This window comes from Yersinia aleksiciae, from assembly GCF_001047675.1.
GTDB lineage: Bacteria > Pseudomonadota > Gammaproteobacteria > Enterobacterales > Enterobacteriaceae > Yersinia > Yersinia aleksiciae.
The window spans coordinates 493,083-505,935 of the sequence record NZ_CP011975.1; the positions used below are offsets into that span (position 1 = coordinate 493,083).

Consider the following 12,853-nt stretch of genomic DNA (forward strand, 5'->3'; position numbering starts at 1 on the left):
GGGTTGGTCACAAAAACATACATTAAGGTTCACCCGACGTTTAGTTAACCCATAATAGAGCAGCAGATCAGCGACCAAGATACACCTCGATCACCTGCTCATTAGCCTGCACCTCTGCTAATGAGCCCTCGGCCAACACCTGTCCTTGATGCAACACCGTGACATGATCGGCAATAGTCTCGACAAATCCCATATCGTGCTCCACTACCATTAACGAATGTTTTCCCGCCAATTGGTTAAACAACTCGGCGGTATAGGCGGTTTCTGCATCAGTCATCCCTGCAGCTGGCTCATCTAATAACAGTAAGTGGGGGTCTTGCACCAATAACATACCTATTTCAAGAAATTGCTTTTGACCATGAGATAACAACCCAGCCTGCCGTTGCCGCATATCACTGAGGCGCAGCATAGTCAGCGTTTCATCAATTTGATCCCGCTGCTCGCTGTTCAACTTGGCACGAAGGCTCGCCCAAACAGTTTTGGTACTTTTTTGCGCCAGCTCTAGATTTTCAAAGACACTTAAGGCTTCAAAAACTGTAGGTTTTTGAAATTTCCGCCCTATCCCTGCTTGGGCAATTTCAATCGTGTTCATCGTTGCAAGGTCATGGTGTTGGTCATACATCATCTTGCCGGTCTGTGGGCGCGTTTTACCGGTTATCACATCCATCAAGGTGGTTTTACCCGCACCATTTGGGCCAATAACGCAGCGCAATTCTCCGACACCAATTTGCAGTGAGAGATCACGCAACGCGTGAAAGCCATCAAAACTGACATTAATATTTTCCAATGTCAGCACGGGATCACGCTGCTGGCGATACTTGTCAGCCGCATACTCAATGGTCCCGGGTTCCTGAGCGATGATCTCGGGGTAAATCAGTTGCTCGGTAATTTGAAATCGGCTCATTTTTCTCTCCCTCGCTTCAGCAATCCAATAACACCTTTCGGCAGGAACAAGGTCACCAGAATAAATATTAAGCCGAGGAAGAATTGCCAATATTCCGGCATCGCCATGGTGAACCAGCTTTTTGCGCCGTTAACAATTCCCGCCCCCAATACAGGGCCAATAAGCGTGCCGCGCCCACCAAGAGCGACCCAAATAGCGGCCTCAATGGAGTTCGTCGGCGACATTTCACTGGGGTTGATAATACCGACCTGTGGCACATATAGCGCCCCAGCCAAAGCACAGAGTACGGCGGATAGTGTCCAGACAAACAGCTTGAAACCTTTTGGATCATAACCACAAAATGTCAGGCGATTTTCAGCATCACGTACTGCGGTCAGTACCCGGCCAAACTTGGTACGAGCTAATGCAAACCCCAGAGCTAAACTGGCGATTAACAGGATGAGTGTTGTGAGGAACAGGGCAATACGAGTCGAGGTTGCCGATACCGGAAAACCCAGCATGGTGGTGAACCCCGTGAAACCGTTATTACCACCAAAGCCGGTTTCATTGCGAAAAAACAGTAGCATCCCAGCATAGGTTAATGCCTGAGTCATAATAGAAAAATAGACCCCTTTTATTTTGGAGCGAAAAGCAAAATAGCCAAAAATAAAAGCCAGTAAACCGGGCACCAGTACAATGAGGCACAAGGCCCAAACAAAGTATTGGCTACCACTCCAAAACCACGGCAACTCAGACCAAGACAGAAAGGACATAAATGCGGGCAGCCCATCCCCTGCCGTCTGCCGCATCAGATACATCCCCATGGCATAACCGCCGAGTGCAAAGAACAGACCATGTCCAAGTGACAGTAATCCGGCATATCCCCACACCAGATCGAGTGCAATAGCAACCACCGCGTAACATAGAATTTTACCGATAAGCGTTAAGGTATAGGTCGATATTGCTAGGGGATTCTCCGCAGGTAATAGGGCCAGAAAAGGTAGAATAATCAGAGCCACCACCACCACGGCACCTAATGACAGGCTGATGACCGGTGCTTTTTGCGTCAATGTAATCGCTAGAGGTTGATTCATTAGTCACTCACCCTGCCCTTGAGGGCAAACAGACCTTGTGGTCGTTTTTGAATAAACAAAATGATCAGCACTAAAATCAAAATCTTACCTAGTACTGCGCCAATCTGCGGTTCCAGAATTTTATTCAGCATGCCCAGCCCCAGCGCCGCAACCACACTCCCCGCTAATTGCCCGACACCACCGAGGACGACCACCAGGAAAGAGTCGATGATGTAACCCTGCCCTAATTCCGGGCCGACATTTCCCAGTTGAGATAGTGCGACCCCACCTAATCCAGCAATGCCTGAGCCGAGACCAAAGGCCAACATATCAACCCGCCCTGTTGCCACGCCGCAGCAAGCAGCCATGGCTCGGTTTTGTGTTACGGCCCGCACCTGTAACCCAAGGCGGGTTTTATTCAGCAGTAACCAAGTGAGCAGCAGAACAATGACAACGAATGCAATCACCGCAATACGATTCCAAGGTAAAACTAAATTCGGTAAAATCTGTAGCCCGCCAGAGAGCCACGCAGGGTTGGCAACTTCCAAATTTTGTGCACCAAAAATCATCCGCACACTCTGAATCAGCATTAGGCTGATCCCCCAAGTCGCCAACAACGTTTCCAACGGCCGCCCATACAGGTGCCGGATTACCGTACGTTCTAATGCCATGCCGATACCGGCAGTGATAAAGAAGGCGACTGGCAAAGCAATCAGCGGATAGAGTGCCAGCCAGTGCGGTGCAAGTTGCTGAAACAGCGATTGCACCAAATAAGCGGAATAGGCCCCCAGCATCAGCATTTCACCATGGGCCATATTGATGACGCCCAATAAGCCATAAGTGATAGCCAACCCCAGCGCCGCCAGTAATAGGATGGAACCCAGTGATAACCCGCTGAATACCTGCCCGATAATATCGCCAACCCATAACCGATTTTGCACCTGTTTTAGGCTACTGGCCGCCGCAGCGCGGACTTGTGCATCAGGTTCAACCTTGGCATCGGTTAAGCTTTGCAACCGTGACTGTGTCTGGGGTGAACCGGATTGCCCCAACAGCTGTACAGCATTCAGACGCACCTGAGGATTGCCGTCAGTCAGTTGCAAATTAGCCAGTGCGATACCTAATGCTTCTTTGACTTTGCTGTCAGTTTCCAATTTCATACGCTGATTAAGCAGCGGCAATTGATCACTTTTGGCCTGTTGCTGTAACTCTAATGCGGCTTGTAAGCGTACTGACTCATCTACACTCACCAAACGTTGAGCCGCCAGCGCGTTGGCGATTAAGATTCGTAACCGGTTGTTAAGCCAGATTTTCTTCGGTGTATCGGTGGGTTGTAATTGCCCCTCTAGCGAAGTAAATCCTTGATGACTCTGGACGAAAGCCTGCCCTGCGCTATCTATTACCAAAGTTTCTTGTTTCAGTGCCTGCAATAGGGGCAATCGACTGGCATCTGGCTCTGTTGCCCATTGCTGTAACAGAGTGGCTTGTTGTGAGCGATTAGCCGCAGCGAAATCATGGGCTGGCCCTGCGACAGCCATTGTAGAATTACCCAGTAACAAGCCAATTATCAGCCTGAGCATATAATTGGCGACTCGACTCCACACAGGAATTAATGATTTCATAGGCTCACTCATCACTGATATATGGCAAAAGAGATCCAGAGTCAGTTGTCGTCATCAACAAAAGCCAACTCTGGAAAGTCACCGCTACTGAGTGCTTTTTACTGGGTGGTCTGGTTTTTTGTCATTCCCTGCGATAAACGGGCTCCATGGCTGAGCACGAATTGGAGCATCCGTCTGCCATACCACGTTGAACTGCCCGTTCGCCTCAATTTCGCCGATCATCACTGGTTTATGCAGATGATGGTTGGTTTTATCCATCGTCAAAGTAAAACCTGAAGGTGCTGGATAAGTTTGCCCGGCCATGGCGGCACGAACCTTATCTACATCCGTTGATTTGGCTTTTTCAGCCGCCTGCGCCCACATATGCATACCTACCCAAGTCGCCTCCATCGGGTCATTGGTCACTGCAGTATCGGCATTCGGCAACTTATGGGCTTTGGCATAAGCTTTCCATTGCTCAACAAATTTTTTGTTAGTCGGATTATCCACCGATTGGAAATAGTTCCAGGCAGCCAGGTTACCCACCAATGGCTTGGTATCAATACCCCGCAACTCCTCCTCTCCCACCGAAAACGCAATCACGGGAACATCCGTTGCTTTAATGCCTTGGTTAGCTAACTCTTTGTAGAAAGGGACATTCGAATCACCATTAATGGTGGAGATAACCGCTGTTTTGCCATCAGCAGAGAATTTCTTAATATTGCCAACAATGGTTTGATAATCGCTATAACCGAACGGGGTATAAATCTCTTCAATATCTTTGTCCTGAATACCTTTGGTGTGTAGGAAGGCGCGCAGAATTTTATTAGTGGTACGCGGATAAACATAATCAGTACCCAACAAAATAAAGCGCTTGGCTGCGCCGCCATCTTCACTTAATAAGTATTCTACTGCGGGGATAGCTTGCTGATTGGGTGCCGCACCGGTATAGAAAACATTTGGTGACATTTCCTCTCCCTCGTATTGCACCGGATAGAACAGTAAACCATTCAACTCTTCAAATACCGGTAATACAGATTTACGGGAAACCGAAGTCCAGGCACCAAATACCACAGCGACTTTATCTTGTGTTAATAATTGCCGAGCTTTCTCAGCAAATAACGGCCAGTTGGATGCGGGATCAACAATAACTGGCTCGAGTTGTTTACCCAAGACTCCACCATGAGCATTGATATCATCAATACTCATCAGTGCCATATCCTTCAATGGTGTTTCAGAGATAGCCATCGTGCCGGACAACGAGTGCAAAATACCCACTTTAATAGTATCCGCAGCCAGCGTGCCAAAAGCCACACCCATGCTGATAACCGAAGTCGAAAGAGCAAAAACCTTAATTAAGTTACGATGTTGCATAGCGTTAACCTCTGGTCGTTGAGTAAAATACACAAGATCGAATTACTCTGCGCAATCGCCATGCCAGTTTTATATCTTGATAATTTAATTGAAGAATATATAACTCTCGGTCAAATAACCGAATATATCAGCGAAATATCTGCACCATTAATGCGCAAGGCATGAGCACAGATAGTGCAAAAGATGGGAGTCTTAATGTGAGGGGTTATTAAATATTAGCAATAAAAAAGAGAGCAATTAGTTCAGAAATGAGAGCGTTAATTTTAACGAAAAACAGGAATGGCAGATTACCACTCCTGTTTTCTTATTACTAATATGTATCAGTTGCTTATATCAATATAACAACTGTTGGCCGATATCATTAATTTTACTTTTTAGGGCCACGAATACGTAAAGTCAAACCTTTCAGGAAATAACGTAAAACCTGATCACCGCAAGGGCGGAAGTTTTTGCTGCCCTCTTTACGGAACAAGGCATTCAGCTCTGGTTTTGACACTGGGAATTCAACAGCGTTAAACACGTCGTGCATATCGGTATCTTTCAACTCAAATGCAACACGCAGTTTTTTTAGCACAATATTGTTAGTAATGACGGGTTCTACCGCAGGTGCTGGGAACTTGTCATCTTTACCGCGGCGAAAGAAAATCAGGCCGTTAAGGAAATGTGCCATCACCAGATCAGGACAATCCTGATAACCAGCTTCATCTTCTTTTTTAAGAAAATTAACGACATCCGCATTGTTCACGTCAAAATCAGCCAGCTTAATGATTTCTGTTATCTTGGTATCATTTACGTTAAGCATGTAGCGAACACTACGTAGCACATCGTTGTTCATCATATTACTGCCCTATTCCTATTATTTAGATTAGACGTAGCGAATATCGCAAGAAAAACAAAACATTTCTTTAACGTCTAGCGGGCCGTATTGTATAGATCAACGTTGATTTTCTCAATGTAAATCTGATTGATGGTCATACATCAAAATAGATAATATGCGCTGTTAGCAATATTATTCATAGAGAACAATTAATATTATATTAAGGTGATGATTGAAAGATTAAGGCTAAACATTATTTAGCTATCACCTTAACCTTTCATTACTATGAGATATCAGATAGTAGACTTAATACCATTGACGGGCTGATAAAGTGAGACATCCTCGCCAATGATATATTTTCTGCGTAGAGTCGCAGATATTTTATCCATGATCATGACGATAACCACCATGATTAATGTAATAAACATCACAACATCCCAGTTCCATAACCGCATATTCTCAGCATAAACCAAGCCAATACCCCCCGCCCCGACAAAACCTAAGACGGCTGCCGAACGAGTATTAGATTCAATTTGATAAAGACTTAACGCCAGAAATGTGGGAAAGGACTGAGTAAAAATACCAAAACGATGCTTTTGTAGTGCATTCGCCCCCATCGCCGTCAGGCCACGATTGGGTGATTTATCCACAGCTTCATGCCCTTCAGCATAGAGTTTGCCCAGCAACCCCATATCTTGCATGATAATAGCCAGCACCCCAGCCAGTGGCCCCATGCCTACGGCACGAACAAAAATCAATCCCCAAATGGCCATATCAATGCCCCGGAAGATATCCAGGAAGCGGCGAATCATAAAGGAAATAATACGTAAGCCCGGTGTTGACATGACATTCCGTGCAGCCAGGAATGATAAAGGTAGAGCAATTAATGTCGCTGTAAGTGTCCCGGCAAAAACAATGGCTAAAGTGATAAATATCTGACTGAAATAATATTTAAATGGCCAGTTAATAAAATCATGCCAAACAAACATACGTAAAAAATAGCGGCTTATTTGCTGGCTGCCATGAGTCAATGTCTGCCAAGGAATACCAAATACTGTGAAGAAAAAAAGGTAATACAAAAAAATCCCCACTGTAATCGCTGCAACGAGTCTGACATAGCGTTTTTGCTGTAAAAAAAGCTGTGGATGTTGTTGTTTGAGCGCTGATATCTGCTCCACTGTCAGGTGATAAGTCAACATTATGACGCTCCTTCTACAACTCGCTTACGTAATTTACCGGATGCGTAATCCAACAGTGAAACCACAATAATAATAAGTAATAACGTCATGCTGACTTGATCATAACGATCTAGTTTTATCGAGGTCATCAGCTCCTGTCCTATGCCCCCGGCCCCTACCAGACCTAAAATTGTTGATTGGCGGAAGTTAATTTCCAGACGCATAAAACTATAAGAGAGGAAAATAGGTTTTACCTGTGGCCAAAGAGCAAAGCGCATTCGTTGCAATTTACCAGCACCGCAAGCCGCCAAGCCGCGAACAGGCTTATCTGATGCTGTTTCCAGCGATTCATAAAATAGCTTGGTCAGGCTGCCAATAGTGTGCAACGCAAGTGCCAGAAAACCAGGGATAGCGCCAATTCCAAATGCCATGACAAACATCACCGCCCAAGCTAATTCAGGCATGGTGCGCAAAAATGCAACGAAGGTTCGAATAAATAAGCGCAACCAAGGCAGGCTTTGCGTATTATTCGCTGCCAAAAAGGCAAGAATAGTGGCAACTATCACTGATAAAATAGTTGATGCCACCGCCAATTGTAGTGTTTCCCAAATCAGCGGTAACTGAATAGGTAGCCGATAACCCCAATAAGCAAAAGAGCCTTCTGTATGGCCATCCGCAAATAATTTTTGCCAGTGGAGGACCGGGATAGTTTCAGCCAAATAATCAAAGAAATTTGGAATGGAAATAAAAACAGTATGCAGATTAAACTCAGCGATACTTCCTGCGCCAAGATAGATAATTGCCAGTGTTAATGACCAAATCAACGTTTCACGTTTCTGTTTGCCGCGTATCTGCTGATAGTAGTGGTTAAAGTCTGTATTCAAAATGAGCTACCACCTAAAAGCAATAGCTCCGGCTAAGCCAGAGCTATATTATTTATCCGCCGGATCGACTTAACGATCACCTTTGGTTAATTCGCGCTTCATATCAATGATATTTTGATACTCGCTAAGTGATGTTTCACCAATATGCTGCTTGCCGCCCATCGCTTTAATAAAGCAACCGTGATCTTCTTTGTCCAATTTTTTAACCGCAGCGACTAGTTGCGCTTTAAACTCAGGGGGTAATGCACTACGCACTAAAATCGGGCCATTTGGTATCAATGGAGATTGCCAGATAATGCGGATCTGTTTCATTAAATCAGGGTGATCCATGCGGATCATGCGGGTAAATGCGCCGCTGGTATAGCCGGTATTATAATCACCGATCATTGAGGCCCAAGTCACCGCACCGGCAAACTGGCCATTGATAACCCCGAGGATATCTTGCTCATGACCACCAGAAAAAGTCACGCTAGAGAAGAAATCGTTATATTTATTATCTGGCGTCCCACCAAATTTCTGCTTAAAACTTTGATTGGGGATCAGGAAACCTGACGTTGAATCAGGGTCAGCAAAGCCAAATGCTTTGCCTTTCAAATCTTCAATCTTCTGATAAGGGCTATCTGCTTTTACCACAACAACTGAGTGATAACCACGCGATTTATCAGTATCATCGATTGCAATACCAACAATATCAACAGCTTTAGGATCTTTGATATAAACAGAGGCAAAAGAGGATGGAGACATACTTAATACCAAGTCAATCTTCCCACCCAATAGACCTTGGATAACACCAGAATAATCAGATGCGTTATGCAAATTCGTTTTTACATTTAATTCTTTATCCAAGAACTCTTTGACACACATGTTATCGCCAATTTGCTGTGTCGCATTCTGCCCACCAAGAATACCCAGATTAATCTCTTTTGGTGCATCCGCTGCGGTAGCATTAAATACCATCATGCTTGCCAATAATGAGGTAAGACAAAGTACTTTTTTCATTAAAATAACCTATTCTGGTAAAGGGATAAGTAGGGATTAATGCAAAAGATCAGTTGATTCATCGCTATAAATATCTTGAATAATGGTGTCATTCAGTAGCGACGGAGGTCCGTCGAAAACAATTTTTCCATGCGCAATACCAATGACGCGGGTACAGTAATCTTTGACTAAATCAACAGAGTGTAAATTCACCACCACAGCAATATCGTTTTCACTGATTTTCTGTAAAGTATTCATAATGCGAGTTGTATTTTTTGGATCCAAAGAAGCGACAGGCTCATCGGCCAATAATATTTTGGGGTTCTGCATCATGGCGCGGCAAATGGCCACTCGCTGCATTTGACCACCAGAGAGGTTCTCTGCACGCTGTAGGGCATGGGGCAACATATTAAGCCATTGCAATAACTCGATTGCTCTGGCTCGATCTTGCTCAGCGAATATTTTGAAGAATGATTTTAGTGTTGAGGTATAACTAAGGCGGCCTAATAACACATTGGTAATAACATCGAGGCGGGGAACCAGACAAAAATCTTGAAAAATCATGCCGCATTTGGCACGCCATTGACGCATTTGCTTTGCAGTGAGTGCTGCAATATTCTGCGTCTCGCCATTGTCATGATAATTAATGATTTCACCCGCACTGCTTGGGATAGTGCCATTTAAAACATGCAGCAATGTGGATTTACCCGCACCAGATCGGCCAATAATTGCGACAAATTCACCCGCATGAAGTTCGAAATTAATATCATCTAAAACGCGATGCTGTGATTTGTACGCTTTAACTAATCCTTTAACGGCAAGTACCTTCTTACGCGGTTCTTGCACCGTAGCCGGATAATCAGCCACAGTGAATTTACGTAATGCCTGGCCCATATCATGTCTCTCAGATTGCCTGTAGTCATGAGCCATTAACGGATATTTTTATTGCATATTGATGATGGTTTTATGAGAGAAAGGTGACAATAAATAGCCACCTTTCTTATATTCTGAAGGAAACAGATTTTAGTGAGTAATGACTATTTTATGCCATTATCACAAGTCTCTTAGGCGGCGCTAACTTCTTAACTTTCGGTAGACAAACAGAACAACTAACGAACCGATAACTGCAACCACAAAGCTACCAAGGTTAAATCCATCAACTCTACCCATACCAAAGAAGGTACTGATATAGCCCCCAACCAGTGCACCGATCACACCGAGAATTACGGTCATAATAAAGCCACCGCCATCCTCTCCGGGCATAATCCATTTAGCCAAAATACCGGCAATAAGACCAAAAATAATCCAAGATAGTATGCCCATAAGCACCTCCATAAAATTAATTTTCGCTGACAGCTGACTTAGCGACTTTGTGAATCACTTGTCGTTCACATTTTGCTTTTGGCCTTCAACATAAGATCTTAAACAAACATGACAAACTCAGTATCACAACGCTAAAACAGCTATCATCATCATTAAGTTAAGACCCGAATAACAAAATCTGCAAATCAGATTAGTCATATTCAGCACAAATCAAATAACTGGCTGACGCGGTACAAAAATCTGGTTAACACCCTGTTGCTGTAGCTTTTTCAGCAAATCAATCCCACCATTTGGCGTACTATGAGCAAACTCCCTTTCACTGGTAAAGATAGGGCTAGCCCAATATATATTGACTGGGTCGCCTTGCTGCAGGGGCAATGCAAGATTATCGGCATCAGCATATAACTCTGACGATAAAATGTAGCCTTCATAGCCTTGAGGGGCAACGGTCGACTCCAATGTATGCCCCTCTCCTAGCCACGTTATTTTGCCCCAGGGAACATGAGAAAATCCAGCCAATGCACTCGCCATATGAATGGCATTTTCCTCATTAACATATTGCCCATCGATCGCTATTGCCATCTCCAAACGCCGATATTTAGCCGCATCATCATTGAATAATATTTCGACCCATGGCTGAGGGCGAATACTGACACCCAATGTCAGAAAATAATATATACCCTCTTTCTCATGCTGAGAAATGGCCATTGGCGGCCACTTTCCTTGGTCAATGGCATAATATTTCAATGAAGGACCGAAGTGTTGTTCATAACATTGAATGTATTCGGCCTGTAACGCCAGCCACGGATTCCCTTCTTCCTGCTGCCAATTTCGCCAAAATTGACGTGTATTTTGTGCGTTAGCGTACTGAATATTGGTTGAAGCGGAGCCAAGAGGCAATGTCAGAGGGTTATCTTTAATACAGCTGGCAGAATAGCAAATGGAGTGATCAATATATAAACTCCAGCCCGGAATAATCGCCAGCAATTGGCCCTGATACCACAATGCAGCGCCATCATCACTTTCTGACCAGACTACCCTAATAAATTGTGGGTCAAGTTCAGCCTCACCAGCCACATTGCGGCAAAACTCAGCCGCTAATCTGGGGGCCAAGCCTTGTTCAAGTGCCGCATTATCAGCCGATTGTGGCGCCGCGACCAAATTCCTTACCCAGCAGGCGCGAACGGGGAAACGCTCTTCAAACGCTTCCTGCGGATAGATATAGAAGTACACCACCCGCTGGTCCTGCTGCACCACGGCGACTAACGTTTGATTTTCATTACTGACTTCGGCCAGCACTTCAGATTCTTTCATATCGCCTCAACTGTATCGGCAAAGGATTTCAGGCGAAACACTCTGTATGCCTGCCGTAAAATACTGCATGCCTACCGTAAAATTAGTCTATTAGCGGGATACGGATAATTTCATGCTAATAACTTTATACTGATAATGTAAAACATGCTGATAGTCACACCATGAGGTGGTAAGAACTTGGGGATAGTGTAAAACGTCAGTGCCCTTTAAATCATCAGCAAAAGTCTCAAAAACCCACTGAATACGACAAATATATAAACCTGCTGTTTTTGTAATTGATTCAGTAAGTTCCTAAGTAATTCAGTGGTAATTATAGACCGCTATCGAGATATTAATAATCAATAGTGGATAGTCTACAACCGGATTTCACGCTAGAATAAGTACATTATTTGGCGCGAAATTGAAGGTTCACATGGCATATATACCGAAGAATTACACCCGCTTAGAGAGTGGCTATCGGGAGAAAGCGCTGAAGATTTTCCCATGGGTTTGTGGTAAATGTTCGCGGGAGTTTGTTTATTCCAATCTGCGAGAACTGACGGTTCACCATGTTGACCATGATCACAGCAATAATCCCGAAGATGGTAGCAATTGGGAGATGTTATGCCTTTTTTGCCATGATCATGAACATTCTAAATACACCGAAGCGGATCAATATGGTTCAACTGTGATCGCTGGCGATGACGCCCAGAATGATCAGGGAGTGGCAACCCACAACCCATTCGCAAACCTAAAGTCATTGATGAAAAAATAAGCCTGTTTGGTCGCGGAATTTATGGCGACCCATATTGCTTAATGATCATCTTAATGGGTATTGAGTAGCTAGAAACCCAATAATTGCCGGTATGAACGGTACTCCTGCTGTGCTGATAATAATCCTAGTTTGTCGGCTAAATGTCGACATTCAGTCTCCAGACGATTAAGTGCTGTTGCATCATCAGTCATGATGGCTATTTCAGCAAAGTCACCCAGCCCTACCAAGTTATCCAGCGTGACGTGAAACTTCCCAACAAAATAGATACTGCGTTGTTTTTCCAGTGTAAATGCAGGCTGATACCCTAATGTGCCCAACATGCTTTTCACTTTATCGATATCTTCAATATTGCTGGCTTCACAACGCTCTGTTCCCGGACCTTTGATTATCCATAACCGAATGCCCGATGGGTTCATCTCCCGTAAAACCATACTGATCTTGTTAGCGGCTAATTCACCACCGTTAGCTTCCAGATAGATATCTTTTTCATGATTATTTAGGGTAAATGGTGTTGCTTGATATATCTTCAGCTGTTCATGTAATTGGTCGATATTCGAGATATGGAACTTTAACTCAACTTCATATTTACCAACAAAATGCTCACTCATAGAATACCTTACTGATCCGTGTAATGATTAATCCCGATCCTATACCTCATCGTGCCATGATCAAAA

General features: G+C 44.3%; 13 protein-coding genes. 1 reads left to right on the top strand and 12 read right to left on the bottom strand.

What is annotated here, in order from left to right:
- Positions 1-67: 67 nt before the first annotated feature.
- From urtD to ACZ76_RS02430, 11 genes are all read right to left on the bottom strand, one after another.
- Positions 68-904 carry an urea ABC transporter ATP-binding protein UrtD gene (urtD, locus tag ACZ76_RS02380; protein WP_072081061.1) on the bottom strand — a complete coding sequence of 279 codons (837 nt, stop codon included), beginning with the start codon at positions 902-904 and terminating at the stop codon, positions 68-70.
- Entirely contained in the window at positions 901-1,977 is a 1,077-nt protein-coding gene (urtC, locus tag ACZ76_RS02385; RefSeq protein WP_048616461.1) for an urea ABC transporter permease subunit UrtC, read from the bottom strand. Before urtC ends, urtD begins: the two co-directional genes overlap by 4 nt.
- Entirely contained in the window at positions 1,977-3,578 is a 1,602-nt protein-coding gene (gene urtB / locus ACZ76_RS02390; RefSeq protein WP_048616463.1) for an urea ABC transporter permease subunit UrtB, read from the bottom strand. The genes urtC and urtB overlap by 1 nt, the downstream gene beginning before the upstream one ends.
- An 84-nt stretch (positions 3,579-3,662) precedes the next feature.
- Positions 3,663-4,931, bottom strand: coding sequence for an urea ABC transporter substrate-binding protein (urtA, locus tag ACZ76_RS02395; RefSeq protein ID WP_048616465.1), 1,269 nt, complete (start codon positions 4,929-4,931; stop codon positions 3,663-3,665).
- A 367-nt stretch (positions 4,932-5,298) separates the two neighbouring features.
- On the bottom strand, positions 5,299-5,769 hold the full coding sequence (locus ACZ76_RS02400; RefSeq protein ID WP_005274408.1) for a YehS family protein: 471 nt from the start codon (positions 5,767-5,769) through the stop codon (positions 5,299-5,301).
- Positions 5,770-6,041: 272 nt separating this feature from the next.
- Positions 6,042-6,947: a phosphonate ABC transporter, permease protein PhnE gene (gene phnE, locus ACZ76_RS02405; protein WP_048616468.1), complete on the bottom strand. Its 906-nt coding sequence runs from the start codon at positions 6,945-6,947 to the stop codon at positions 6,042-6,044.
- The gene (gene phnE, locus ACZ76_RS02410) at positions 6,947-7,810 is read right to left on the bottom strand and encodes a phosphonate ABC transporter, permease protein PhnE (protein WP_048616470.1); all 864 of its coding nucleotides are present in this window, start codon (positions 7,808-7,810) and stop codon (positions 6,947-6,949) included. Before phnE (ACZ76_RS02410) ends, phnE (ACZ76_RS02405) begins: the two co-directional genes overlap by 1 nt.
- A gap of 69 nt (positions 7,811-7,879) precedes the next feature.
- On the bottom strand, positions 7,880-8,809 hold the full coding sequence (gene phnD, locus ACZ76_RS02415; protein WP_048616472.1) for a phosphonate ABC transporter substrate-binding protein: 930 nt from the start codon (positions 8,807-8,809) through the stop codon (positions 7,880-7,882).
- 36 nt (positions 8,810-8,845) lie between these two features.
- Positions 8,846-9,682, bottom strand: a complete 837-nt coding sequence (gene phnC / locus ACZ76_RS02420; protein WP_048616474.1) for a phosphonate ABC transporter ATP-binding protein — start codon at positions 9,680-9,682, stop codon at positions 8,846-8,848.
- 180 nt (positions 9,683-9,862) lie between these two features.
- Complete coding sequence (locus ACZ76_RS02425) at positions 9,863-10,111, bottom strand: GlsB/YeaQ/YmgE family stress response membrane protein (RefSeq protein WP_048616476.1); 249 nt, start codon at positions 10,109-10,111, stop codon at positions 9,863-9,865.
- 210 nt (positions 10,112-10,321) lie between these two features.
- Positions 10,322-11,425 carry a suppressor of fused domain protein gene (locus ACZ76_RS02430; protein ID WP_048616478.1) on the bottom strand — a complete coding sequence of 368 codons (1,104 nt, stop codon included), beginning with the start codon at positions 11,423-11,425 and terminating at the stop codon, positions 10,322-10,324.
- 412 nt (positions 11,426-11,837) lie between these two features.
- On the opposite strand from ACZ76_RS02430, the gene yajD reads away from it, so the two are divergent.
- The gene (gene yajD / locus ACZ76_RS02435) at positions 11,838-12,179 is read left to right on the top strand and encodes an HNH nuclease YajD (protein ID WP_048616480.1); all 342 of its coding nucleotides are present in this window, start codon (positions 11,838-11,840) and stop codon (positions 12,177-12,179) included.
- Between the two features lie 68 nt (positions 12,180-12,247).
- Here yajD and ACZ76_RS02440 read toward each other — a convergent pair whose 3' ends face one another.
- Positions 12,248-12,787 (bottom strand): class IV adenylate cyclase, encoded by a 540-nt coding sequence (locus ACZ76_RS02440; protein WP_048616481.1) that lies wholly within the window; start codon positions 12,785-12,787, stop codon positions 12,248-12,250.
- Between the last annotated feature and the right edge of the window lie 66 nt (positions 12,788-12,853).

Bases quoted from the DNA above. Each gene is read 5' to 3' on its own strand.
- urtD (WP_072081061.1), bottom strand. From the start codon at position 904: ATGAGCCGATTTCAAATTACCGAGCAACTGATTTACCCCGAGATCATC.
- urtC (WP_048616461.1), bottom strand. From the start codon at position 1,977: ATGAATCAACCTCTAGCGATTACATTGACGCAAAAAGCACCGGTCATC.
- urtB (WP_048616463.1), bottom strand. From the start codon at position 3,578: ATGAAATCATTAATTCCTGTGTGGAGTCGAGTCGCCAATTATATGCTC.
- urtA (WP_048616465.1), bottom strand. From the start codon at position 4,931: ATGCAACATCGTAACTTAATTAAGGTTTTTGCTCTTTCGACTTCGGTT.
- ACZ76_RS02400 (WP_005274408.1), bottom strand. From the start codon at position 5,769: ATGATGAACAACGATGTGCTACGTAGTGTTCGCTACATGCTTAACGTA.
- phnE (WP_048616468.1), bottom strand. From the start codon at position 6,947: ATGTTGACTTATCACCTGACAGTGGAGCAGATATCAGCGCTCAAACAA.
- phnD (WP_048616472.1), bottom strand. From the start codon at position 8,809: ATGAAAAAAGTACTTTGTCTTACCTCATTATTGGCAAGCATGATGGTA.
- phnC (WP_048616474.1), bottom strand. From the start codon at position 9,682: ATGGGCCAGGCATTACGTAAATTCACTGTGGCTGATTATCCGGCTACG.
- ACZ76_RS02425 (WP_048616476.1), bottom strand. From the start codon at position 10,111: ATGGGCATACTATCTTGGATTATTTTTGGTCTTATTGCCGGTATTTTG.
- ACZ76_RS02430 (WP_048616478.1), bottom strand. From the start codon at position 11,425: ATGAAAGAATCTGAAGTGCTGGCCGAAGTCAGTAATGAAAATCAAACG.
- yajD (WP_048616480.1), top strand. From the start codon at position 11,838: ATGGCATATATACCGAAGAATTACACCCGCTTAGAGAGTGGCTATCGG.
- ACZ76_RS02440 (WP_048616481.1), bottom strand. From the start codon at position 12,787: ATGAGTGAGCATTTTGTTGGTAAATATGAAGTTGAGTTAAAGTTCCAT.